This is a genomic window from Streptomyces sp. NPDC127119, assembly GCF_042677425.1.
Taxonomy (GTDB): Bacteria; Actinomycetota; Actinomycetes; order Streptomycetales; family Streptomycetaceae; genus Streptomyces.
In genome coordinates, this window is sequence record NZ_JBHXTO010000010.1 from 65,311 (window position 1) to 87,537 (window position 22,227).

At 70.9% G+C, this 22,227-nt stretch carries 21 protein-coding genes and 1 riboswitch; of the genes, 4 read left to right on the top strand and 17 right to left on the bottom strand.

All coding sequences use genetic code 11. The annotated features are described in order from the left end of the window. Entirely contained in the window at positions 1-441 is a 441-nt protein-coding gene (locus ACFVH5_RS07730; RefSeq protein ID WP_107019623.1) for an Lrp/AsnC family transcriptional regulator, read from the bottom strand. A 195-nt stretch (positions 442-636) separates the two neighbouring features. On the opposite strand from ACFVH5_RS07730, the gene ACFVH5_RS07735 reads away from it, so the two are divergent. Then, complete coding sequence (locus ACFVH5_RS07735) at positions 637-1,074, top strand: hypothetical protein (protein WP_385832649.1); 438 nt, start codon at positions 637-639, stop codon at positions 1,072-1,074. Between the two features lie 51 nt (positions 1,075-1,125). Here the strand turns inward: ACFVH5_RS07735 and ACFVH5_RS07740 are convergent, their stop codons facing one another. The 3 genes from ACFVH5_RS07740 to ACFVH5_RS07750 all read right to left on the bottom strand — a co-directional run bounded on the left by ACFVH5_RS07740 (position 1,126) and on the right by ACFVH5_RS07750 (position 5,094). Then, on the bottom strand, positions 1,126-2,226 hold the full coding sequence (locus ACFVH5_RS07740) for a phosphotransferase family protein (RefSeq protein WP_385832650.1): 1,101 nt from the start codon (positions 2,224-2,226) through the stop codon (positions 1,126-1,128). Between the two features lie 51 nt (positions 2,227-2,277). Next, on the bottom strand, positions 2,278-3,402 hold the full coding sequence (locus ACFVH5_RS07745; protein ID WP_385832651.1) for a hypothetical protein: 1,125 nt from the start codon (positions 3,400-3,402) through the stop codon (positions 2,278-2,280). 519 nt (positions 3,403-3,921) lie between these two features. Next, complete coding sequence (locus tag ACFVH5_RS07750; protein ID WP_385832652.1) at positions 3,922-5,094, bottom strand: acyl-CoA dehydrogenase family protein; 1,173 nt, start codon at positions 5,092-5,094, stop codon at positions 3,922-3,924. A 331-nt stretch (positions 5,095-5,425) separates the two neighbouring features. Between ACFVH5_RS07750 and ACFVH5_RS07755 the strand changes: the two genes are divergently transcribed. Then, positions 5,426-6,682, top strand: coding sequence for a glycoside hydrolase family 18 protein (locus tag ACFVH5_RS07755; protein WP_385832653.1), 1,257 nt, complete (start codon positions 5,426-5,428; stop codon positions 6,680-6,682). A gap of 93 nt (positions 6,683-6,775) precedes the next feature. On the opposite strand, the gene ACFVH5_RS07760 is transcribed toward ACFVH5_RS07755, so the two are convergent. From ACFVH5_RS07760 to ACFVH5_RS07770, 3 genes are all read right to left on the bottom strand, one after another. Further along, positions 6,776-7,435 carry a TetR/AcrR family transcriptional regulator gene (locus ACFVH5_RS07760; protein ID WP_385832655.1) on the bottom strand — a complete coding sequence of 220 codons (660 nt, stop codon included), beginning with the start codon at positions 7,433-7,435 and terminating at the stop codon, positions 6,776-6,778. A 112-nt stretch (positions 7,436-7,547) separates the two neighbouring features. Further along, on the bottom strand, positions 7,548-7,694 hold the full coding sequence (locus ACFVH5_RS07765; RefSeq protein WP_210891742.1) for an SCO1431 family membrane protein: 147 nt from the start codon (positions 7,692-7,694) through the stop codon (positions 7,548-7,550). Positions 7,695-7,903: 209 nt separating this feature from the next. Continuing rightward, positions 7,904-9,301, bottom strand: coding sequence for a peptidase C39 family protein (locus tag ACFVH5_RS07770; RefSeq protein WP_385832656.1), 1,398 nt, complete (start codon positions 9,299-9,301; stop codon positions 7,904-7,906). Between the two features lie 213 nt (positions 9,302-9,514). Between ACFVH5_RS07770 and ACFVH5_RS07775 the strand changes: the two genes are divergently transcribed. Further along, a complete protein-coding gene (locus ACFVH5_RS07775; RefSeq protein ID WP_385832657.1) occupies positions 9,515-10,216 on the top strand; it encodes a uridine kinase in 702 nt (233 codons plus the stop codon). A gap of 433 nt (positions 10,217-10,649) precedes the next feature. After that, positions 10,650-12,509, top strand: coding sequence for an AAA family ATPase (locus tag ACFVH5_RS07780; protein ID WP_385832658.1), 1,860 nt, complete (start codon positions 10,650-10,652; stop codon positions 12,507-12,509). Between the two features lie 175 nt (positions 12,510-12,684). Here the strand turns inward: ACFVH5_RS07780 and ACFVH5_RS07785 are convergent, their stop codons facing one another. The 10 genes from ACFVH5_RS07785 to ACFVH5_RS07830 all read right to left on the bottom strand — a co-directional run bounded on the left by ACFVH5_RS07785 (position 12,685) and on the right by ACFVH5_RS07830 (position 22,211). Further along, positions 12,685-13,785, bottom strand: a complete 1,101-nt coding sequence (locus ACFVH5_RS07785) for a hemolysin family protein (protein WP_385832659.1) — start codon at positions 13,783-13,785, stop codon at positions 12,685-12,687. Beyond that, positions 13,782-15,158: a hemolysin family protein gene (locus tag ACFVH5_RS07790; protein ID WP_385832660.1), complete on the bottom strand. Its 1,377-nt coding sequence runs from the start codon at positions 15,156-15,158 to the stop codon at positions 13,782-13,784. The genes ACFVH5_RS07785 and ACFVH5_RS07790 overlap by 4 nt, the downstream gene beginning before the upstream one ends. Before the next feature lie 198 nt (positions 15,159-15,356). Further along, positions 15,357-15,845 carry a PH domain-containing protein gene (locus tag ACFVH5_RS07795; protein WP_385832661.1) on the bottom strand — a complete coding sequence of 163 codons (489 nt, stop codon included), beginning with the start codon at positions 15,843-15,845 and terminating at the stop codon, positions 15,357-15,359. Positions 15,846-15,865: 20 nt separating this feature from the next. Further along, positions 15,866-16,723 carry an ATP phosphoribosyltransferase gene (hisG, locus tag ACFVH5_RS07800; protein ID WP_385832662.1) on the bottom strand — a complete coding sequence of 286 codons (858 nt, stop codon included), beginning with the start codon at positions 16,721-16,723 and terminating at the stop codon, positions 15,866-15,868. Positions 16,724-16,799: 76 nt separating this feature from the next. After that, positions 16,800-17,072 carry a phosphoribosyl-ATP diphosphatase gene (locus tag ACFVH5_RS07805; RefSeq protein WP_107019637.1) on the bottom strand — a complete coding sequence of 91 codons (273 nt, stop codon included), beginning with the start codon at positions 17,070-17,072 and terminating at the stop codon, positions 16,800-16,802. A 34-nt stretch (positions 17,073-17,106) separates the two neighbouring features. Then, positions 17,107-17,592, bottom strand: coding sequence for a 6,7-dimethyl-8-ribityllumazine synthase (gene ribH, locus ACFVH5_RS07810; protein ID WP_189772856.1), 486 nt, complete (start codon positions 17,590-17,592; stop codon positions 17,107-17,109). An 85-nt stretch (positions 17,593-17,677) separates the two neighbouring features. After that, positions 17,678-18,976 (bottom strand): bifunctional 3,4-dihydroxy-2-butanone-4-phosphate synthase/GTP cyclohydrolase II, encoded by a 1,299-nt coding sequence (locus ACFVH5_RS07815; RefSeq protein ID WP_385832664.1) that lies wholly within the window; start codon positions 18,974-18,976, stop codon positions 17,678-17,680. After that, positions 18,973-19,617 carry a nicotinamide mononucleotide transporter family protein gene (locus tag ACFVH5_RS07820; protein WP_107019640.1) on the bottom strand — a complete coding sequence of 215 codons (645 nt, stop codon included), beginning with the start codon at positions 19,615-19,617 and terminating at the stop codon, positions 18,973-18,975. Before ACFVH5_RS07820 ends, ACFVH5_RS07815 begins: the two co-directional genes overlap by 4 nt. After that, positions 19,614-20,249 (bottom strand): riboflavin synthase, encoded by a 636-nt coding sequence (locus ACFVH5_RS07825; RefSeq protein WP_385832665.1) that lies wholly within the window; start codon positions 20,247-20,249, stop codon positions 19,614-19,616. Before ACFVH5_RS07825 ends, ACFVH5_RS07820 begins: the two co-directional genes overlap by 4 nt. A 155-nt stretch (positions 20,250-20,404) precedes the next feature. Further along, positions 20,405-20,535, bottom strand: a riboswitch (FMN riboswitch). Positions 20,536-20,849: 314 nt separating this feature from the next. Then, entirely contained in the window at positions 20,850-22,211 is a 1,362-nt protein-coding gene (locus tag ACFVH5_RS07830; RefSeq protein WP_385832666.1) for an ROK family transcriptional regulator, read from the bottom strand. Positions 22,212-22,227 lie beyond the last annotated feature (16 nt).

Below are 22,227 nucleotides of genomic sequence, written 5' to 3' on the forward strand. Positions count from 1 at the left end.
TCAGATCTTCGGCGGCCGAGCCTCGTACGGCGTGGAAAGCACCACCGTCGTCCGCGTGGACACCCCCGCCAGCGACCGCAGCCGCGCCAGCAGTTCCTCCAGCTCGTGCGGTGTGGCGACACGCACCTTCAGGATGTAGTTCTCGTCGCCGGCCACGCTGTGGCACGCCTCGATCTCCGGTACCCCCGCCAGCCGTTCGGCGATGTCGTCCGGCGCGCTGGGATCGAACGGTTTCACCGAGATGAACGCCGTCAGCGGCAGCCCCACCGCCTCCGGGTCGACGACCGCGGCATAGCCGCGGATGACGCCGCGCTGCTCCAGCCGGCGCACCCGCTGGTGCACGGCCGAAGTGGACAGGCCCGTGGCCTTGCCCAGGTCGGTGTAGCTCATCCGCCCGTCTTCGACGAGCAGCTGCACGATGTGGCGGTCCAGCTCCTCCATGGCGGAGAACCTACAGTGCCCTTGATCCCCCCGGAAACCGGCCGGGTCGGGCACCTGCGGTCAGCATGTGACGAACACCACATGACACCGCCCGCTTCCGTGATGTTCTCGTGATTACCGCGCAGACGGGACGGGAAGTGCTTGCTGTGGCCGAGGTCGCAGCACCTTGTCGGCCCATCCGAGGGGGAGTAACCCATGCAGAGTCTCAAGCGTCTTGGACGTACCGCGCCCAAGCGGCAGCAGTCGGTCTTCGAACCCGAGCCGGAGGGCGTCGAACCGGACGCCCTGGACGGCGAGGAGCTCGACGCGTACGACACCTTCGAGATGTACCGGGTGATCTGCCCGGACTGCGCGCAGCCCATCGCGCTGCTGGCGGACGAGGAGAGCCTGCCGGAGCACGCGCTCTGCGCGTCGCCGTGGAACCCCTTCGGGCTGACGGTCTGTGCCGGGACGGGCCGCGCGGCGGCCGACGCCCAGCCCGCCGACGAGACGATGGAGGTCCAGGAGCAGGAAACGGCCCTGCTGTTGACGCTCCCGCAGGGACTCGACTGGCGGACCCAGCCCTTCTCGCACGTCGGAGGCCCCGGTTCGCGCCCCATGCAGGTGCCGGTGATCCGGCGCCTGGCCGCCTAGGACCTGTCCGGTCCGGCACGGCCGGGACCCCGCCGAAGCGCTGAAGGGTCCTCAATCCCTGTAGTCGCCCTGCACCATGGCCCGCAGGCTGTCGTGGTGCAGGATCAGCGTGTCCGGATCCGCCGGGACGTCGGTCTCGCCGAAGTGCACCTGCCGGTAGGCGACGCGCAGCATGACGACGGCGTGCCGCAGGGCCGCGTACAGGATGTGGAAGTCCATGTCCCGCGGTGTGTGGCCGGTGAGTTCGGCGTAGCGGGCCTCGACCCGGCCCCTGTGCAGGAAGCCGGGCAGTCCGTGCTGCCCGAAGCTCTCCGTGAGGTCCTGGAAGAAGCGGTGCAGGTAGATCATCCAGCCGAGGTCGACCTCACGCGGGCCCAGGCCCGCCATCTCCCAGTCGAGGACGGCGGCGGGCTCGAATCCGTCGTAGACGACGTTCCCGATGCGTGCGTCGCCCCAGCTGAGCACCGTTTCGCCCTCGTCGCGCGGCCAGAGCGCGTCGAGCCGGTCGAAGGCGTCCTCGATGAGCGGTGAGCGTGACAGCCCGTCAACCACCCAGGCGTAGTAGGCGCGTTGGGCTTCGACGTGACATCGCAGGGGGCTCCCCTGTCCGGGTGCCGCGAGGAATCCGGCCTCTTTCACCGGGACCTGGTCGTGCAGCCGGGCGAGGAGGCCGACCGACGCCGTCTCCAGCCGTTCGCGTTCGGCCCCGCTCGCGGCGTGCAGCCAATTGCCCTCGTACGTATAGGGCATGACGTCGGGCGGCACGCGTCCCTCGACGCGCTCCATGACGAAGAAGGGCGCCCCGAGCGGCCCGGGGTCCTCCTCCAGCCACAGCACACGGGGCACGGGGACGTCCGTACGGTCCGCGACGAGCCGCATGACGCGGTACTGCCGCGGCAGGTCGTAGACGGGGAAGACGGTGTACGCCGCCGGGTCCGCCGCGAGCCTCAACGCGCAGGACCGGAGCGGCGGTTCGGGGTGTTCGATGTCGAAGAGCAGGGTCTCGCTCGACATCCCGTTGGACGCGGGGACACGGACGTCGACCGCCTCGGCGCCGGGCAGCCGGGCGGCGAGCCACGCGGTCAGCCGCCGTGCGATCTCCTCCGGGTCCCGGGTCGTCGTACGAGGGCGGGGACGAGGTGCCTCAGCCATGCCACCACTCCTTCGCGACCCGCGCGTTCCCCCTCACGGGGCTCACGGGGCTCACGGGGCGACCGCGTCGAACCCGGTGAACCCGCTCGGGTCGTGCCGCCCGAACGAGCCGTGCTCGAAGATCCCGTACCCGGTCCGCCCTTCGAGGGTGTAGCGGGCAGCGTGATCGGTCACCCCGTACGCGGCGAGTCCGAGCGCGGCCGGGTCCGAGAGGTCGTACGTGCGGCGGTCGGTCCAGCCCCTGCCCTGCCAGGTGCCGTGCTGCCAGTCCTCGGCGGGCGGGTAGCCCGCGCCGACGGCGAGCGGGGAGGAGGCCAGGATCTCGACGCCCAGTTCGAGCGGCTTGCGGGGGTCGCCGAGGTGGACGGTCGCGCCCTCCGGGTGACGGGTGCCGCTCCGGTAGGCGATCTCCGCCCGGGGCCAGCCGAGTTGGCTGTCGCGCCGCCCGGCCCGTACGAGGGTCGCGTCGTTCAGGGTGCGGTAGCCGTCGGCGTCCTCCTGGGTGACGACCATCAGGAAGCGGTCGTCGAAGCGGACGGGGCACCAGAGCCAGTGGAAGCCCTCGGTCCGGTGTTCCTCGGCCAGCCGGCCGCCCTCCTCGCCGGGCAGCGGACGGGTGCCCCAGCTGCGGTCGCGGGTGCCGGTCCAGCCGTCGCCGGACAGCCGTGTCTCCTCCCCCGCGACCTTGATCCAGCCGTCGCAGCGGCCCGCCTGCACGAAGCGCCTGCCCTCCAACGTCAGGCGGGCGCCCCGGCGTTGCAGGTGATGCGGTTCCCACAGGGCGGGGAAGTCCGCGGACCAGGTGATCTCGTACGACAGTCCGTCCGGGTCGTCGGGGTCGGCCGCGCAGCTCAGGACGAAGTTCTTGAGCGGGCGCTCGACCTGGATCCGGAGCGGCCCGACGGACAGGCGCATCCGCTCGTCGTCGTCGAGGGCGTCCGAGGCACGCACGGCGTGCAGGGTGTCCCCGACGCGCAGGGTCGCGTACGCGTCGATGACACCCACGTTCGGATACACCCCGAGGCCCAGGACGAGCAGTGCCCTGCCCCGGTGGTCGAAGACGTGGAAGATGCACCGGTCGTACGCGTTCCGGTCCCCCGTCGCCACGTGCTTCATCGAGAGGGGGACCTGGTGCACGGGGTACTCGTCGAGGGCTACGGGACGGTCGTCGGGCATCGGCTGCCTCCCGGGGCACGCGGCACGGGGGAGATGACGGTACGTCAGATGAGCGTGCGGGGCCAGAGTCCGGCAGCCCTTCGCGGCGCCGGAACCCCCGCGAACGCACAGGCGAATTCGCCAGTCGGTGACCTGCCCGCCCCGAAGCACGTTGGCCCGGTATGACCCCTTCGTACGCAGAGACATACCCAGAGACGGGCCGTCGTCGCGGGTTTCTTCCTCCCCCGGCAGAATCGGTTTCCCAGGGGACCCAAGGGACGCAGCAGCCCCAGGAGCACGTGGTGCCCCAGGGGACACAGTGGACGCGAGTGCTGCAGGCGCCCGCACCCCAGGAGCCACAGGGACATCAGGGGTCCCAGGGATCACAGGGGCCGCAGGCGCCCCATCAACCCGCGGACCCGCCCATCTACCGCGCCATGATGCGTGCCTGGTCCGACCGCGGCCGGACCCTGCCGGGTCACCACGATCCGGAGTGGGCCCGGCTGGTGGCGCCCGCGGCGATGTACGCGTACGGAAGGTTCAGCGCGACTCGGGACCCGCGAGGTGACGGGCGATGACCATCCGCTGGATCTGATTGGTGCCCTCGACGATCTGCAGCACCTTGGCCTCGCGCATGTACCGCTCGACGGGGAAGTCCGCGGTGTAGCCGTACCCGCCGAGCACCTGCACGGCGTCGATCGTGACCTGCATCGCGGTGTCGGTGCAGAACAGCTTCGCCATGGCCGCCTGCCGGGCGAAGGGCCGTCCCGCGTCCCGCAGCCGGGCCGCGGTGAGATACAGCGAACGGCCCGCCTCGATCCGCGTCGCCATGTCCGCCAGCATGAAGCGCAGGCCCTGGAAGTCCGCGATCGGCCGCCCGAACTGCTCGCGCCCCGTCGCGTAGGCGACCGCCTCGTCCAGGGCGGCCTGGGCGACGCCGACGGCACAGGCCGCGATGCCGAGCCGCCCGGAGTCCAGCGCGGACAGGGCGATCGCGAAGCCCTGCCCCTCCTCGCCGATGCGCCGGCCGTCGGGGATCCGTACCCCGTCGAAGTGCACCTGGGCGGTCGGTGAGCCCTTCATGCCCATCTTCTTCTCGGGCACCGCGGCGCTCAGGCCCTCGGCGTCACCAGGCACCAGGAACGCCGTGATGCCCCGCGCCCCCTCGCCACCGGTCCGGGCGAGCACGGTGCAGAAGTCCGCGACCCCGCCGTGCGTGATCCAGGCCTTGGTCCCGGTGAGCACCCAGGAGTCGCCGTCGCGCACGGCCTTCGTCCGCAGGGACGCCGCGTCCGAGCCGGACGCCGGCTCGGAGAGGCAGTAGGCGCCCAGGAGGCCGCCGCCGAGCATGTCCGGGAGGTGCTCGACCTGCTGCTCCTTGGTGCCGTAGTTGGCCAGGGCATGGCAGGCGAGCGAGTGCACGCTGACGCCGAGACCCACGGTGAGGCGGGCGGCGGCGAGCTCTTCGAGAACCTGGAGGTAGACCTCGTACGGCTGGTCACCGCCGCCGTACTCGGAGTCGTACGGAAGGCCGAGCAGTCCCGATTCCGAGAGCAGGGTGAAGATCTCCCGGGGGAAGCGTCCGGCGTCCTCCTCCTCGGCCGCCTTCGGGGCGATCTCGCGCTGCGCGATGTCGCGGACGAGCGAGATCAGATCCCGGGCCTCGTCCGTGGGCAGTTGACGGTCCACCGGCTGCGGGGCGCGGTCGGGCATGGCGACGATCCTCCCTGTCGGGCACTTCGGCGGGCGCACACCTGGGTGGGGTTGCGCCGCCGGGTCTCACTGAGCACCGGCGATGCTCGCGCCTCCGGGTCGCGGAAGCGCCTGATCAGCGGCTGTGCGCAGTGAGTATGCCCGATCGGAGGCATGGAGTCACCAGTTAACGACCGCTTACTCAAGAGTAAAGAATTCCCGTGCGGAATTCCTGCGGGGAATTGGTCCGAACCATTGACCAACTGGTCTAGTCCTCCTACTGTTTCGCTCCAACGCTTCACCGCGTACATGCCGATCGGCGCATGTTCCCCTCTCCCCCACGAGGAGTCCGATGCTCAGCTCACTCCGCCCTCGAGTCCGTTTCCGGGCGCTTCTGTCCGCCGCGTGTTGCGCAGCCCTCGGCGCGGGGCTGCTGGCCGGCGCGGGCACGGCCACCGCCACGACCGGGAAGGCCGCCACCCCCACGGCGGCCTCGACCGCGGCGGCCGGTTCCAAGGTCGTCGGCTACTTCACCGAATGGGGCACCTACGACCGGAAGTACCTGGTCAAGAACGTGGAGACGTCCGGCTCCGCGGCCAAGCTGACGCACATCAACTACGCCTTCGGCAATGTGACCGGTGGCAAGTGCGCGATGGGCGACTCCTACGCGGCCACCGAGCGGACCCACACCGCTGCCGAGTCGGTCGACGGGGTCGCGGACACCTGGGACCAGCCCCTGCGCGGCAACTTCAACCAGCTCCGTGAGCTGAAGAAGAAGCACCCGAACCTCAAGGTCCTGTGGTCGTTCGGCGGCTGGACCTGGTCCGGCGGCTTCACGGAGGCGGCCAAGAACCCGGCGGCCTTCGCCCAGTCCTGCTACGACCTGGTCGAGAACTCGAAGTGGGCCGACGTCTTCGACGGCATCGACATCGACTGGGAGTACCCCAACAGCTGCGGCCTCAGCTGTGACACCAGCGGACGGGCCGCGTACAAGAACCTGATGTCGGCCGTCCGCGCCAAGTTCGGCGGCTCGGCGCTGGTCACCTCGGCGATCCCGGCCGACGCCACCGCCGGCGGCAAGCTCGACGCGGCGGACTACGCGGGCGCGGCCCAGTACGTCGACTGGTACAACCCGATGACGTACGACTTCTTCGGCGCCTGGGACGCGGCAGGGCCCACGGCTCCGCACTCCGCGCTGAACTCCTACTCGGGGATCCCGAAGGCCGAGTTCCACACCTCCGCCACCATCGCCAAGCTCAAGGGCATGGGCGTACCGGCCTCGAAGCTGCTGCTCGGCATCGGCTTCTACGGGCGCGGCTGGACCGGAGTCACCCAGGCGGCGCCCGGCGGCTCGGCCACCGGACCGGCGGCGGGTACGTACGAGCAGGGCATCGACGACTACAAGGTGCTCAAGACGAAGTGCCCGGCCACCGGCACGGTGGGCGGCACCGCGTACGCCAAGTGCGGCAGCGACTGGTGGAGTTACGACACCCCGTCGACCATCGCCGGGAAGATGAGCTACAAGAACGCGCAGGGTCTGGGCGGCACGTTCTTCTGGGAGCTGAGCGGTGACACGGCGAACGGCGAACTGATCAAGGCGATCAACTAGCCGCACCGGTACGGCGGTCGGGGCGGGGACCGGAAACGGTCCCCGCCCCGACCGCCGTCTCAGCCGTGTCGTCCCAGCCGGTTTCCCGCCGTCTCAGGTGGTGCGGCGCGCGGCCTGCGGGGCCGGGTAGGAGACGTCCAGTTCCTCGATGGCCCGCATCGTGCCGCCGAGCATCTTCACCAGCAGCTCGCGCATCAGGTCGCGCGGCAGACCGCGGTGGTCGATCCAGTCGAGGGTGGCGCCCTCCACACTGCACAGCCAGCCCAGCAGCGCGGTGCGCGGGAGCGGGCCGACATCGCGTCGCCCGTACGCCCCTTCGGCGATGGTCTCGACGATGGCTTCCCGCACACTGTCGCGGATGGCGAGCACCTCGGCGTCGAAGCCGACACCGCCGCTGATGATGGTCCGGTACGCGGCCTGATGGTGCTCGGCGTAGCGGAGATAGCCGTCGATGGTGCGGTGCACCCGTTCTTCCGGGGGCAGTTCGAGACCGCTGGCCGCCCGGGAGATCAGCTCGGCCACCGAGTCCTCGACGATCGCCAGGTAGTAGCCGCGCTTGGAGCGGAAGTAGTAGTAGATCAGTCCCTTGGCGACATGCGCCTGCTTGGCGATGTCGTCCATCGACAGGGCGTCGTAGGACGTGTCGGCGAACAACTTCCGCCCGATGACGATGAGTTCGGCACGGCGCGCCAGGGAACGGTCGGTGCCGCGCGCTCCGGGGCGGTCGACACCGCGCTGTGGACTGTTAGTCAATTGCGGACCTGGTCTCCAACCGCGAGCGGGACTTCCGCAGTATGGCAGAGCCGTACGAGCAGCCTGTTCGAGTCGCTTCGACTCCCCGCGACCGGCGGTCGTGGCCCTGGCGTCAGACCAGGCCGAGCTGCGTCACGAACATCGCGAGCACCAGCACGAAGGTCCAGCCCATGACGTGCTCAAGGATCTTCGGGCCGTCGTCCTTGGGACCGCCCGTCCGGGCGCGGACCTGTCCGGCGGTGACAGAGGTCGTGGTCATGGCGGCTCACTCACGGTCGGCTTGCGATGGACTCCCCCGCCGGTTCGGACGGACTTGTCCCACCGGTTCGTCCACCTTGCCATCGGATCGGGCTTTTGCGGGGGAGAGCTTGGTCACCCGCGACCGCCCGGTGTGGCACACGCCACAGGGGCGGCTCCGCCGTGCGGGGCCACCCCTGTGACGTGTGGGCGGGTGTGCGGGCGTAGGGCTCAGCGCACGCCCACCGCCGCCAGGGCCTTGCGCTGGGCGTCCGTGGGGTGGGCCGGGAAGTAGAGGTAGCAGACCCCGCCGGTGCCGGAGACGACGTTCCCGGCGGCGTTGTACCTCTTCGTCCTGAGCCAGATATTTTCCCACTCGCGCCGCTTGTAGACGCGACGTACCGCGTCGTTGTCCGGCGAGTTCGGGTCGTTGGCGATCACGTCTCCGTCGGCGGTGAAGCCGATGACCGTCATCAGATGCCCGGCCGTGCCGTACCCCGCGCCGGTCAGTTCGGACGCGAGGAACGACTGGGACGTGATGGCCGGCACACCGGCGGCGATCAGCGTCTCCAGATCGGTGAGCGACCGGAGCCGGGTCACCACGCCCTGCAGATCCTTGTACGTGGCGGCGTACGCGGCGTTGAAGGGCCAGTTGCCGCAGCCGTCGTACTGGTAGTCGAAGGTGAACCGGGCCGCGTGGCACACCTGCGGGTCCGCGTACTCGGGCTTGACCCAGGCCAGGTCCGCGGCCGTGGGCTTCCGCCCCCAGTACTCGATGATCATCTGGGAGGAGGTGGGACTGCACCAGGCCTCGCCGCCGTTGTCGTACTCGGGGTACTGGCCGACGTGGATCTCCTGCGAGTAGCGCGGCACCTTCAGTTCCCGTGCGAGACCGGGCGCCGACGCCGGGACCGTGAAGCGGTCGGGGATGTCGGAGCCCATCGCGCCGAGCCGCCACACGGTCGGCGTGGCCTTGGTCCCGGGCTTGCGGTAGAGGGTCAGCCGCAGCCGGTACGCCACCAGGCGCAGCCCGGAGGCCGCGTCGTCGATGGCGAAGGTGTCCGTCCAGACCGTGCTCCTCCCGTCGCTCTGGTCGTCGACCGAGGTCCGCCGGATGTCCTGGTCACCGGCCGCCCAGCGGCCCATCACGTACCAGGGGGTGTCCGTGCCGTCGGAGTACGTGCCCGTCAGCTCGATCTGCAGCCAGGTGCCCGCCGGGGTCCGCGCGTTCCAGGAGGCGATGACCTCGGTGGAGGGGACGGCGAGACGGTGGACCGGCGAGGTCCAGCGGGCGTACTCCCAGGTGGCGGTCGTGCCGGTGTGCGGGTCCGGGTAGTCGACGCGCCCCTCCGGGGTCCGGATCTCCAGCCCCGGGCGGGCCCCCTGCACGGCACGGGTCCCTGCCGCCGTGCCGTCACGCCAGTCGGCGTACGAGGTCCAGGCATGGTTGTCCACGAGGCCGGAGGGTGCTTTCGACGAAGGGGCGGCCGGGGTTCTCGCGGGGCGGGCCGACGGGCTCGCGGCGGCGGCCGGGCTCGCGGCGGCGGCCGGGCTCGCCGCTCCGGCGGTGGCGGCTGCCACCGCCGCGGCCAGGACGGTTCTGCGGGACGGCTGTTCGGCTCTGGTCATGGACGGAAGACCCCCAGGTGTCCGGAACGGGCTGGTCCAGTGCGCGGGAGACGCGCGGGTACGAATGCACGGGTGTGGGCCAACTATGGAACGCGATCACGGCTTCTGCCAGCACTTCGGGCGTCGCGGCGCCGACCAATATTGGTCGAGACCACTGATGGGGCGGGAGACCCGATTCACCCCATATCGGTCTCGGTAGAGTGTTCCTCCATAATGCGTACGCCCCCGTCCGCGGCCCTCCCCAGTCCTCCTCAGCCCTCCGTCCGCACTTCTCCCCCGGGAAGCCCCATCCACCTCCACACCCTCGCCGACCGGCTGCGCCGGCTGCCGCCGTCCTGCGGTCCCGTCCGGCTCGTCGGCGTCGACGGGCACGCGGGCTCCGGCAAGACCACCTTCGCGGAGCGCCTGGCCGGGGCGCTGGGCGACGCTCCCGTACTGCACCTGGACGACATCGCCACCCACGAGGAGCTCTTCGCGTGGACCGGGCGGCTGCTCCGGGAGGTCGTCGAACCGCTGGGCCGCGGCGAGAGCGCGCACTACCGCCCCTACGACTGGCGGCTGCGCGACTTCGGACCGGCCCGCGCCCTGCCGCCCGCACCCGTGATCCTCGTCGAGGGGGTCGGCGCCGGCCGCCGGACGTTGCGGCCGCAACTGGCGGGACTGCTGTGGATGGAGATGCCCGACGAGGACGCATGGGCCCGCGGGCGCCTGCGGGACGGTTCGGCGCAGAGCGATTTCTGGGCAGGGTGGGTCCCCGCGGAGCGCCGGCACTTCGCCGAGGACCCTTCGGAGCCGTTCGCCGACCTTCTGGTACGACAGTGTTCAGACGGATATGAGGTACTGCCAGGACCTGCCGAGACGTCACTGAGAACGCTCTCGGTCACGGACCGTGACGGGCCTGCTTCTGTGTGCTGAACTCGTGAAGACCGCTGTCCGAGAAGTTGCCTGAGTGCCCCAACTCGGCTTGACCGAGGGGCCGTACAGGTCTTACGTTCTCAAGGAGCGGCCTTCGGGGCCGCCTCACAGACGCGAAGCCCCCGGTTGTTCCCCCGTGATCGGGGGCTTCGTTCTGTCCTCAGGCGTTGTGCGGACGCCGCGACACGCAATTCACTCACTCTGCGTGACCGTCCTGAGTGCGTCCCGTACGCTCCCACCTCGAAGAACCCGTCGTGCGGCACCCTACGGTCCGGCGCTCCCCCGCAGGTACGATGCCTCTTGGTGCGACCTTCGGACGGCTGCTCTCCGCACCGCACGCAACTCCCGTCCGCGGCACAGCGGTTCGACGAAGACTGCCGACGGGCACCGGCCCGCCCGGTGATCAACGGGGGCACGGTATGTGGGGGACGTGATGGACTTCGGCACGCAGGGCCCCGAGGCCCCGGCCGACCTCGCCTGGCTGCGAGGTGTGGATGCCTACACCATGGGGGCCTATCCGCAGGCGGAGGAGGAGTTCCGCGCCGCGGTCCGGATGGATCCGGGGATGGCCGACGGCTGGCTGGGACTGCACGCGCTGCGCATCGACACGACGACCGCACTGCTCCGGATGTTCCGGCACCGCGACCGCTTCGGCGAACAGCGCACCCGGCACCGGCGCACGCTCAACTCCTGGTACTGGCTGGGCTGGTGGGTGCAGCCGGTCCTGGAGTCGCCGCGCGATCTGCTGCTCGCGCACTCCTCGCACTGGCTCGACGGACGCCATGTCCCCGAGCTGGACCGGGCGTTGGCGGGCCTGCCCCCGGTCGACGCGGATCCGCAGGTCCGGTTCCTGCACGCCTGCCGGGCCTATCTCGTCAAGGACTGGGAGCAGTTGGTCCGCCACACGGACCCGCTGATCGACGATCCGATGCTGGGCATCGAGGCGGGCCTGTTCGGCGGGATGGCGCGCGTACGGCTGGAGATGTACGGGCAGGCCGAGCCGCTGCTGTCGTCCGCGCTGATGCGCTGCCGCAGCGAGCAGCCGCAGCGCAAGGAGCTGCGGTACTGGCTGGCGCGGGCGCACGAGGGCACGGGCCGCTCGGCGGCGGCCCTCCCCCTCTACCGGGCCGTGCACCGGGTGGATCCGGCCTTCATGGACACCTCGGCCCGGCTCGCCGCGATCTCCGAGGGCGACGGGTACGACGAGACGGCCGACCTCGCGGCGATCACGCTGACGGGGGTCGGGCAGGACATCCTGGACGGGCCCGACGGCATCGACCCGCTGTTCGGCGGCGAGGGCCGCGACCTGAAGCTCTCCGAGCCCGAGCTGCCGCCGCCCGGCACGCTGCCGTCCGAGTCGGACCGGGTCCGCGAGAAGGCCATCGTGCCGGTGCTGCCACCGCATCTGCCGACCGGGCCCACCGATCCCGCGCTCCTCGAAGAGGCGCTGGCCGAGCTGGAGGGCATGGTCGGCCTCGAACCGGTGAAGCGCCAGGTGAAGGCGCTCTCGGCGCAGCTGAACATGGCCCGGCTGCGGGCCGGGCAGGGGCTGCCGGTCCAGCCGCCGAAACGGCACTTCGTCTTCTCCGGGCCCTCCGGCACCGGCAAGACGACCGTGGCGCGCATTCTCGGCCGGGTCTTCTACGCGCTCGGGCTGCTCGGCGGCGACCATCTCGTCGAGGCGCAGCGGGCCGATCTGGTGGGCGAGTATCTCGGCCAGACCGCGGTGAAGGCCAACGAGCTGATCGACTCCGCGATCGGCGGGGTGCTCTTCGTCGACGAGGCCTACTCGCTGTCCAACTCCGGGTACGGCAAGGGGGACGCGTACGGGGACGAGGCGCTGCAGGTGCTGCTGAAGCGGGCCGAGGACAACCGGGATCATCTGGTGGTGATCCTCGCGGGGTATCCGGAGGGCATGGACCGGCTGCTCGCCGCCAATCCCGGGCTGTCGTCCCGGTTCACGACCCGGGTCGACTTTCCCTCGTACCGGCCGCTTGAGCTCACCTCGATCGGTGAGGTGCTGGCGGGGGAGAACGGTGACGTGTGGGACGAGGAGGCGCTCGACGAGCTGCGCTCCATCAGTGGGCACGTCGTCGATCAGGGGTGGATCGACGAGCTGGGGAACGGGCGGTTCCTGCGTACGTTGTACGAGAAGAGCTGTGCCTATCGGGATCTGCGGCTCTCCGGGTATCCGGGGCATCTGACGCGGGACGATCTGGCGACGCTTCGGCTGGCCGATCTGATGCAGGCGTACGGGGAGGTTCTCTCGGGGCGCGGACCCTCGGGGGTGTAGCCCCCGTCGGGTCCGCGCCCCGAGAGCCCTCCGGGTCGGGTGCGCCCACCGGGGTGGTGGGGTGCTGTGCGGCTCGCGGGTGCGGCACCGTCGTGGCTTGTCTCGCAGTTCCTCGCGCCCCTGAAGCGAAACAGCCGACCCGCGCCCCGAGCAGTGGGGGCGCGGGTCGGCTGTGTCAGCTGGCCAGGGCCTGTTGTGGGGGTTCCGCCGGTTCCGTGTGGCCCGAGCGGGGCTCGGCCACGCGTGCCGCCGGGCGGTCCCGGTGTGCCGGGTCGCGGACCTCGCCGACCAGGAGTTCCAGGACGTCCTCCAGGGCGACCAGGCCCAGGACCCGGCCCGACGGGTCGGCGACCTGGGCCAGGTGCGTCGCGGCGCGGCGCATCACGGTCAGGGCGTCGTCGAGCGGGAGTTCGGCGCTGAGCGTGGTCATGGGCCGCCAGACCTGCTGCGGCACCGCCCGCTCGGACTCCTCCAGGTCGAGTACGTCCTTCACGTGCAGGTAGCCCATGAAGGCGCCGTTCTCCGCGACCACCGGGAACCGTGAGAAGCCGGTGCGGGCGGTGAGGGCGACGACCTGGCCCGGTGTGACCGAGGGGCCCACGCTGATCAGCGACTCGCGGTCCAGGAGGACGTCCGTGACCGGGCGCGAGCCCAGTTCCAGCGCGTCCTCCAGGCGCTCCTGCTCCCCGGGGTCGAGCAGACCGGCCTGTCCCGCGTCCTCGACGAGCCGGTTGAGCTGCTCGCTGGTGAAGACCGCCTCGACCTCGTCCCTGGGCTCGACACCGAAGAGCTTCAGGATGACGCGGGCGCAGGCACCGAGGCCCACGGTGACCGGCTTGCACAGCCGGGCGAAGGCGACCAGGCCGGGGCTGAGCCACAGCGCGGTCTTCTCGGGGGCGGCCATCGCCAGGTTCTTCGGCAGCATCTCGCCGACCACCAGGTGGAGGAAGACGACCGCGGCGAGCGCTATGACGTACCCGAGCGGGTGGATCATGCCCTCGGGCAGGTGCACGGCGTGGAAGACCGGCTCCAGGAGGTGCGCCACGGTGGGTTCGGCGACCGCGCCCAGGGTCAGTGAGCACATGGTGATGCCGAACTGCGCGGCGGCCATCATGTGCGGCAGGTTCTCCAGGCCGTACATGACCTGCCGGGCCCGTGCCGTGCCGAGCGGTTCGATCTGGCTGCGCCGTACGGAGACCAGGGCGAACTCGGCACCGACGAAGAAGCCGTTGGCGAGCACGAGCAGGCCGGCGAAGAAGAGTTGGAGCACGCTCATCGGACGGCCTCCGCCGCGGAGACGGAAACAGGGGCGGACGCGGGAGGGGAGACGGGCGTGGTCCCGGCCTCGGCCGTTCTGACCAGCCTGACCCGCTCCGCGCGGTAGTGGCCGACCTGGCGCACCGAGAGGCGCCAGCCGGGCAGCTCGGCCCGGTCGCCGGGCGCCGGGATGCGTCCGAGCAGGTCGGCGACGAGGCCGGCGACCGTCTCGTACGGGCCCTCGGGGGCTTCCAGGCCGATGCGCCGGAGGATGTCGACGCGGCAGCTGCCGTCGGCGTCCCAGGCGGGCCGGCCGTCCTCGGGCGGCGCGACGGCGAGTTCCGGCACGTCCTGCCCGTCGTGCTCGTCGCGGACCTCGCCGACGAGCTCCTCGACGATGTCCTCCAGGGTGACGACCCCGGCCGTGCCGCCGTACTCGTCGACGACGACGGCGATGGGCTGCTCGTTGCGCAGCCGCTCCAGGAGGGGCTGCACGGGCAGGGTCTCCGGGACGAGCAGCGGGGCCTGGGCGATCCGGGTGACGGGCATCCGCAGCCGGTCGTGCGAGGGCACCGCGAGGGCGTCCTTGAGGTGCACCATGCCGACGATCTCGTCGATCCGCTCCCGGTAGACGGGGAAGCGGGAGAGGCCGGTGGCGCGGGTGAGGTTGACGACGTCCTCGGCGGTCGCGGAGGACTGGAGGGCGCTGACCTTCACCCGCGGGGTCATGACGTGCTGCGCGGTGAGGTCGGCCAGCGACAGGGTGCGTACGAACAGGTCCGCGGTGTCCTGCTCCAGCGCGCCGGCCTGCGCCGAGTGCCGGGCCAGGGAGACCAGCTCGCCGGGTGTGCGCGCGGAGGCCAGCTCCGCCGTGGGCTCGACGCCCAGAGCACGTACGAGCCGGTTGGCGACGGAGTTCAGGGCGGCGATCACCGGCCGGAACAGGGTCGAGAAGACGTGCTGCGGGCCCGCGACGAACCGCGCGACCTGCAGGGGCCTGGACACCGCCCAGTTCTTGGGCACGAGTTCGCCGATCACCATCTGCACGGCCGAGGCCAGCAGCATGCCGACGACCACGGCGACACCGGACACGGCGCCCTCGGGGATGCCGACGGCGGTGAAGGGCCCGTTCAGCAGCTCGGCGAGGGCCGGTTCGGCGAGCATGCCGACGACCAGCGAGGTGATGGTGATGCCGAGCTGGGTGCCGGAGAGCTGGAAGGAGAGTTCCTTGAGGGAGCTGACGACGGTGCCGGCCCGTCGGTCGCCTTCGGCCGCCGCCTTCTCGGCGTCGGCGCGCTCCACCGTGACGAGGCCGAACTCGGCCGCCACGAAGAAGCCGTTGGCGAGGATCAAAAGGAACGCCGCCCCGAGGAGCAGCAGGGGGATGGTCATGCCGCCGCCTCGATGGGTCGGGAGGGGGCGGCGCAGGTACTACAGGACGATCCGTCCATCGCTGGAGGGAGTCACTCCTCGAATAGCAGGGGGCCGCTGAGTTCCGGGGGGAAGTCAGCGGCGGAGGCGCAACGAAAACGCCTCCGCCAACAGATTAATCAAGACATGGGCCCGTACGGCAGGGTGGAAGGCCGAGAGTCAGCCGTGATGTTCGTCGTGCTGTCCGTCGGACGGCCCGTCCGGCTCTCCGAGGGAGCGGGCCTCGGCGAGGGCGCGCAGTGCGCGGGCGTCGCTGATGGCGTGCTGTTTGGCGATGCCCGGCTGGATGCCGAGCACGGGCAGGCTGGTGCCGTCGCTGAGGTTCAGAAAGACCCAGGGGTCTCCTGGACGGAGGTTGACCTGCAGGATCTCCGCCCAGGCCAGCCGTCGCCTGCTGGCGATGTTGACGACGGTGACCCCGGACTCGTCCGCGACGACCTTGGGGCGGGCGAGCAGCACGAGTACGCCGAAGAGCAGCGCCGCGGTGAAGACGAAGCTGAGCCGCTCCCCCGGTCCGAGCTTTTCGAGCAGCAGCGCGACCGTGGTGATGACCACAAAGATCGTGGCACCGGCGGTCAGCAGTACGGCCCGGGTGCGCCCGGGGCTGAAGGTCACGGGGAGGGCGGGCGGCTCGGTGGTGTCCGGCATGGTGAAGCTGATCCTCGGAGTCAGAGGCGGCAGGCGTGGATGGCCGTGGTCAGGATGGCCCGCGCGCCGATCTCGTACAGGTCGTCCATGATCCGCTGGGCCTCCTTGGACGGGACCATGGCCCGTACGGCGACCCAGCCCTCGTTGTGGAGCGGCGAGACGGTCGGCGACTCCAGGCCCGGGGTGAGTGCGACGGCCTTCTCCAGCTGCTCGACGCGGCAGTCGTAGTCCATCATCACGTAGGTCCGCGCGACGAGGACGCCCTGGAGGCGGCGCAGGAACTGCTGGACCTTGGGTTCGGCGTCCCCGGTGGTCTCCGCGCCGGTGCGGCGGATGACGACCGCCTCGGACTTCATGATCGGGTCGCCGAAGACCTCGAGGCCCGCGTTGCGCAGCGAGGTGCCGGTCTCGACGACGTCCGCGATGACCTCGGCGACGCCGAGTTCGATGGCCGTCTCGACGGCGCCGTCGAGGTGCACGACGGCCGCGTCGACGCCCTGGTCGGCGAGGTACTTCGCGACGATGCCCTCGTACGAGGTGGCGACGGTCTTGCCCGCGAGGTCGTCGAGGGCCTCGGCCGTGCCGGGCTTGGTGGCGAAGCGGAAGGTGGAGCGGGCGAAGCCGAGGGGCAGGATCTCCTCCGCGTCGGCCGCGGAGTCGATCAGCAGGTCGCGGCCGGTGATGCCGATGTCGAGGCGGCCGGAGGAGACGTAGATCGCGATGTCGCGGGGGCGGAGGTAGAAGAACTCGACCTCGTTCTCCGGGTCGACGATCCGCAGCTCCTTGGCCTCCCGGCGCTGCTGGTAGCCGGCCTCATGCAGCATCTCCCCCGCGGGGCCTGACAGGGAACCCTTGTTGGGGACGGCGATGCGCAGCATGAGGTCGGCTTCCTTCGTTCGTGCGGTGCGGGTGCGGTTGCGGATACGGGTGTCGGCGCGAGGGCGCGGAGGCGGCTCAGAGGTGGGCGTACACGTCGTCCAGGCTGATGCCGCGGGCGACCATCATCACCTGGACGTGGTAGAGCAGCTGCGAGATCTCCTCGGCGGCTGCTTCCTTGCCCTCGTGCTCCGCGGCCATCCAGACCTCGGCGGCCTCTTCGACGACCTTCTTGCCGATGGCATGGACCCCCTTGCCGACCAGTTCCGCGGTGCGGGAGGTGGCGGGGTCGCCGGTGGCTGCCTTGTGCTGGAGCTCGGTGAAGAGCTCCTCGAAAGTCTTCTTGGACATGGTGGTCCTCACCCTACGCGGTCGCGGGCCTACGTCAGCGCCAGGGTTCGGATACCGAGCGCAGGGTGGCCGCGGTCGCCACGGCCGCGGTCACCGCCTCGTGCCCCTTGTCCTCGTTCGAGCCCTCGATGCCCGCGCGGTCCAGGGCCTGCTCCTCGGTGTCGACGGTCAGCACGCCGAAGCCGATGGGGACCCCGGTCTCGACGGAGACCTGGGTGAGGCCCTGGGTGACGCCCTGGCACACGTACTCGAAGTGCGGGGTGCCGCCGCGGATGACGACGCCGAGCGCGACGATCGCGTCGTAGCCGCGGCCCGCGAGGACCTTCGCGACGACCGGCAGCTCGAAGCTGCCGGGGACGCGCAGGAGGGTCGGCTCGTCGATGCCCAGCTCGTGCAGGGCGCGCAGCGCGCCGTCGACGAGTCCGTCCATGACCTTCTCGTGCCACTGTGCCGCGATGACGGCGACCCGCAGGTCACCGCAGTTGCGTACGGACAGTTCGGGTGCGCCCTTGCCGCTCACGTCTGTGTCTCCTCGTGCAGTGCTGTGCCGTTGCCGACTACTGAACCAACTACTGAACTGGCTACTACTGGCTACTGGTTACGGGTCACTGATTGCCGCAGGCGGACACGGTGGTCGTGTCCAGCCAGGGCAGGTCGTGCCCCATCCGGTCCCGCTTGGTGCGCAGGTACCGGAGGTTGTGCTCGCCCGCCGTCACGGGCATCGGCTCGCGCTCGGTGACCTTGAGGCCGTGCCGGACGAGCGCGGCGGTCTTGTCGGGGTTGTTGGTCATCAGCCGCAGGCTGCGCACCCCGAGGTCCTCAAGGATCTGGGCCCCGGCCGCGTAGTCGCGGGCGTCGGCGGGCAGGCCGAGTTCGAGGTTGGCGTCCAGGGTGTCCCGGCCGCGCTCCTGGAGCTCGTACGCGCGCAGCTTGGACAGCAGCCCGATGCCGCGCCCCTCGTGGCCGCGGAGGTAGACGACGACCCCGCGGCCCTCGGCCTGGATGCGCTGCAGGGAGGCTTCGAGCTGGGGGCCGCAGTCGCAGCGCAGGGAGTGGAAGACGTCCCCGGTGAGGCATTCGGAGTGGATGCGCACGACGACGTCCTCGCCGTCGCCGATCTCGCCGTGGACCAGCGCCACGTGCTCGACGCCGTCGACGGTGGAGCGGTAGCCGTACGCCGTGAACTCACCGAAGGCGGTGGGAAGTTGCGTCTTGGCCTCGCGGCGGACCGTGGGCTCGGCGGTGCGGCGGTAGGCGATCAGGTCCTCGATGGAGATGATCGTCAGCCCGTGCTTGCGGGCGAACGGGATCAGCTCGGGCAGGCGCAGCATCCGCCCGTCCTCACCGGCGATCTCGACGATGGCGCCGGCCGGCCGCAGGCCCGCGAGCCGCGCGAGGTCGACGGCGGCCTCGGTGTGGCCGTTGCGGACGAGCACACCGCCGGGCTTGGCGCGCAGCGGGAAGATGTGGCCGGGGCGTACGAAGTCGGCCGCCCCCGCCTGCCCTCCCGCGAGCAGCCGCAGGGTGGTGGCGCGGTCGGTGGCGGAGATGCCGGTGGTCACGCCGGAGGCGGGGCCCGCGTCGACCGAGACCGTGAAGGCGGTACGCATCGACTCGGTGTTGTTCTCGACCATCTGCGGCAGCTGGAGGCGGTCGAGTTCGTCGCCTTCCATGGGCGCGCAGATCAGACCGCGGCACTCGCTCATCATGAAGGCGATGATCTCGGGGGTCGCCTTCTCGGCGGCGATGACGAGGTCGCCCTCGTTCTCGCGGTCCTCGTCGTCGACGACCACGACCGGGCGGCCCGCGGCGATGTCCGCGATGGCCTTCTCGACCGGGTCGAGGGAGAAGTCCGAGGCGTCCTCGTCATGACCCGTGCTGTACCAAACCGGCGTTGTCGTCATGCCGGGGCTCCTTCCAGGACGGGCTGCCCGGCCTTGCGGGAGCGCAGCCACCAGTCGCGCATGCCCCACAGGACGAGCGCGCCGTAGATGATGTAGACGAATCCGGAGAACGCGAAGCCGTTGGCGAAGTTGAGCGGCACGCCCACCAGGTCGACGAGCAGCCAGGCGAACCAGAACTCGACCATGCCGCGCGCCTGGGCGTACATCGCGACGACCGTGCCGACGAATATGTAGGCGTCGGGCCACGGGTCCCAGGACAGCGACGGGTACGCGGTGAACAGGCTCGCGACCGCTACGGTGCCGACGGCCGCGGCGCCGAGCAGGTACGCCCGTTCGCGCCAGGTGGCGAACCGGACGGCGATGGAGCCGTCCTGCGCGCCGCCCCTGCCGCGGTTCCACTGCCAGTAGCCCCACACCGCGACGGCCATGACCACCAGCTGCTTGCCCGCGCTGCCCGAAAGATGGGCGGTGGCGAAGGCGACGAGAAGGATCGCGCCGGACAGGAACTGGACGGGCCAGGTCCAGATGGAGCGGCGCCACCCGAGGGCGAGGCCGATCAGACCGATCACGTTGCCGATCATGTCGGCCCACTTGATGTGCTGGCCGAAGAGCGTGAACGCCTCGGAGTTGAGCCAGTTCACCGTGTCGCTCCCTCGGTGCCGGGCAGGGCCACAGGTCGCTGCCCCTGCGGACCGAGCAGCCGCTCGACGTACTTGGCGATCACGTCGACCTCGAGGTTGACCGGGTCGCCGGGCTGCTTGCGGCCCAGCGTGGTCAGGTCGAGGGTGGTCGGGATGAGGCTGACGGTGAAGAAGTCGGGGCCGGCGTCGACGACGGTCAGGCTGATGCCGTCGACGGTGATGGAGCCCTTCTCCACGACGTAGCGCGAGAGGTCCGCGGGCAGCGAGATCTTCACGATCTCCCAGTTCTCGGACGGCTTGCGCTCGATGACCTCGCCCGTGCCGTCCACATGGCCCTGCACGATGTGCCCGCCGAGCCGCTCGCCCACGGCCATGGGCCGTTCGAGGTTGACGCGGGAGCCGACGGTGAGGGCGCCGAGGCTGGAACGGTCCAGGGTCTCCGCCATGACGTCGGCGGTGAACTCGCCGTCCTCGTGGTCGACGACCGTCAGACAGACGCCGTTGACGGCGATGGAGTCCCCGTGACGTGCACCTTCGGTGACCACAGGGCCACGCAGTCGGAAACGTGAGGCATCGCCGAGATTCTCGACGGCGGTGACTTCACCCAGCTCTTCGACGATTCCGGTGAACACTTCCCGGGTCCTCCTGCCTCATAGGGCACGGACTCCGGGGCCTGTCGATGACGACAGATGTGAAACGAGCGGGAACACCGGGGGCGACGCCGCCTAGGACGACGTGCCCGTGGGACACGTCGAAACAGACGGCGGCGCGCACGAATGCCCGCCCGCCGCGCACTGCCTCCCATCCGGACTTTAACCGTCGGTCCAGGAATTTCACCTGGTCAACCGGCCGCTGGAAGCGACCGGGTCGCGGACTGTAACCGCCGGTTCGGACTTTCACCGACCCCGGAGTGCGCTGCTTCTGGTACAGACTCAGTGTGCCACGCCTGATCGACGCCCAAGCGGGTGAATTCTGTGGGGTGGCTCACAAGGTGTACCGATGGACTTCACGGGACACCCGTGAGGCACCAGGCTCTGATCAACTTCTCCGTGATCAGGGCGTCTCCCTGGTGGTCCATACCTATTGACGCTTTGGTCTAGTCCTCTCTAGGGTCAGCGTGCACCGGCGCCTCACCGGGTCGCGTACGCCGACCCGCCCCAGATCGACCCGGCGGCGGTGACGGAGGCCCTTGCCCCGCCGCCGGGTCTCCGTTCCCCATCACGGGCCCGGGTTCAGCGCTCCGGAGGCGCGAACAGCTCGTCCTGGGCGCCGTCCCGGGCCACCAGCAGGGCACCGCGCAGCACGGCCCCGCCACCCAGGGCCCCGGCCCGCACCTCGGTGGGCAGCGGAGTCATCCGCGCGAGCCGCTCCCGCACCCGCGCCGCGAGCGCCTCCCCACCGGCCCGCCCGATCTCCCCGGACAGGACGACACACCCCGGATCGAGCACGGCGATGACGGAAGCGGCCCCCAGAGCGACACGATCGGCCAACTCGTCAAGAAACCCCGAGGCACCACCCGTCAGGGGGCGCGACCCCGAGGCGGATGGGGATCGGCGCGGGTCGGCGCCCCCGAAGGGGCGCGGGGAACGGCGCGGCCCACCCCCACTCCCCGCAGGCGAATCCACTACCCCTTCGGTCTCGGGGACCGGCGCGGAGCCGGATGCCGAGGCCGGCACGGCACCGGGCGCCGGAGTCCGCGAGCGCACAACCGCCTCCCGCACCAACGCCGCCGCATCCGGCTCATGCTCCACGGCGGAGGCCACCACCCCGTACCCACGCGCCAGTTCGGCGATGGCCGCCGCCCCCACGAGTGAGTGGAACCCGCCCTCGCACCCCGTGGCGGACGGCATCCCGCCCGTACCCGGCACCGGCAGGAAGCCGATCTCCCCCGTCCCCCCGGACGCACCTCGCCGCAGCACCCCGTCCAGGACCACCGCGGCCCCGATCCCGTGCCCGAGCCAGAGCAGCACGAAGGTGTCGCGGTCCCGCGCGGCCCCGTCACGCTGCTCGGCCAGCGCCGCGAGGTTCGTCTCGTTCTCGACGACGACCCGGGCCTGGAACCGCTCCTGAAGGGCCGCGGCAAGGCGCCGGTGCCATTCGGGCAGCCCCGTGGAGTCGCGCAGTTCACCGGTCGCGGGGTCGATCAGCCCGGGAGCCCCCACGCCGACGGTGTGCAGCCGCTCGACGCCCGCCTCCTTCGCCGTGCGCTCGACCAGCGCGACCGCCTGCTCGACCGCGGGCCCGGTGTCCGTCTCGTCCGCGATCGGCACCGACGCCTCGGCCAGGACCGAGCCCAGCAGGTCCGCGACGACCACGGCCACGCCCTCGGTGCGCACATCGAGGGCCGCGAGGTGGGCCCGGTCGGCGACGATCCCGTACAGCCGGGCGTTCGGGCCGCGCCGCTGTTCGCCGGACTCCCCGACCACGCCGATCAGCCCGGCCTCCGCGAGGCGTTCCACCAGGTCGGCGACCGAGGGCCGGGACAGTCCGGTGAGTTTCTTCAACTGCCCTGCCGTCAGAGGACCTTCCTGCTGCAGCAGCCGCAGGGCGAGCCGGTCGTTGATGGCCCGGGCGGTACTCGGTGATGCGGGCATGCCGGGATCCTTCCAG

Excerpts from the sequence above, each read along its gene's own strand:
- ACFVH5_RS07790 (WP_385832660.1), bottom strand. The coding sequence starts at position 15,158 with ATGACCATCCCCCTGCTGCTCCTCGGGGCGGCGTTCCTTTTGATCCTC.
- ACFVH5_RS07775 (WP_385832657.1), top strand. The coding sequence starts at position 9,515 with ATGCGTACGCCCCCGTCCGCGGCCCTCCCCAGTCCTCCTCAGCCCTCC.
- ACFVH5_RS07785 (WP_385832659.1), bottom strand. The coding sequence starts at position 13,785 with ATGAGCGTGCTCCAACTCTTCTTCGCCGGCCTGCTCGTGCTCGCCAAC.
- hisG (WP_385832662.1), bottom strand. The coding sequence starts at position 16,723 with ATGCTGCGCATCGCCGTCCCCAACAAGGGTTCCCTGTCAGGCCCCGCG.
- ACFVH5_RS07815 (WP_385832664.1), bottom strand. The coding sequence starts at position 18,976 with ATGACGACAACGCCGGTTTGGTACAGCACGGGTCATGACGAGGACGCC.
- ACFVH5_RS07755 (WP_385832653.1), top strand. The coding sequence starts at position 5,426 with ATGCTCAGCTCACTCCGCCCTCGAGTCCGTTTCCGGGCGCTTCTGTCC.
- ACFVH5_RS07730 (WP_107019623.1), bottom strand. The coding sequence starts at position 441 with ATGGAGGAGCTGGACCGCCACATCGTGCAGCTGCTCGTCGAAGACGGG.
- ACFVH5_RS07795 (WP_385832661.1), bottom strand. The coding sequence starts at position 15,845 with ATGCCGGACACCACCGAGCCGCCCGCCCTCCCCGTGACCTTCAGCCCC.
- ACFVH5_RS07805 (WP_107019637.1), bottom strand. The coding sequence starts at position 17,072 with ATGTCCAAGAAGACTTTCGAGGAGCTCTTCACCGAGCTCCAGCACAAG.
- ACFVH5_RS07745 (WP_385832651.1), bottom strand. The coding sequence starts at position 3,402 with ATGCCCGACGACCGTCCCGTAGCCCTCGACGAGTACCCCGTGCACCAG.
- ACFVH5_RS07765 (WP_210891742.1), bottom strand. The coding sequence starts at position 7,694 with ATGACCACGACCTCTGTCACCGCCGGACAGGTCCGCGCCCGGACGGGC.
- ACFVH5_RS07770 (WP_385832656.1), bottom strand. The coding sequence starts at position 9,301 with ATGACCAGAGCCGAACAGCCGTCCCGCAGAACCGTCCTGGCCGCGGCG.
- ACFVH5_RS07750 (WP_385832652.1), bottom strand. The coding sequence starts at position 5,094 with ATGCCCGACCGCGCCCCGCAGCCGGTGGACCGTCAACTGCCCACGGAC.
- ACFVH5_RS07830 (WP_385832666.1), bottom strand. The coding sequence starts at position 22,211 with ATGCCCGCATCACCGAGTACCGCCCGGGCCATCAACGACCGGCTCGCC.
- ACFVH5_RS07780 (WP_385832658.1), top strand. The coding sequence starts at position 10,650 with ATGGACTTCGGCACGCAGGGCCCCGAGGCCCCGGCCGACCTCGCCTGG.
- ACFVH5_RS07740 (WP_385832650.1), bottom strand. The coding sequence starts at position 2,226 with ATGGCTGAGGCACCTCGTCCCCGCCCTCGTACGACGACCCGGGACCCG.
- ACFVH5_RS07735 (WP_385832649.1), top strand. The coding sequence starts at position 637 with ATGCAGAGTCTCAAGCGTCTTGGACGTACCGCGCCCAAGCGGCAGCAG.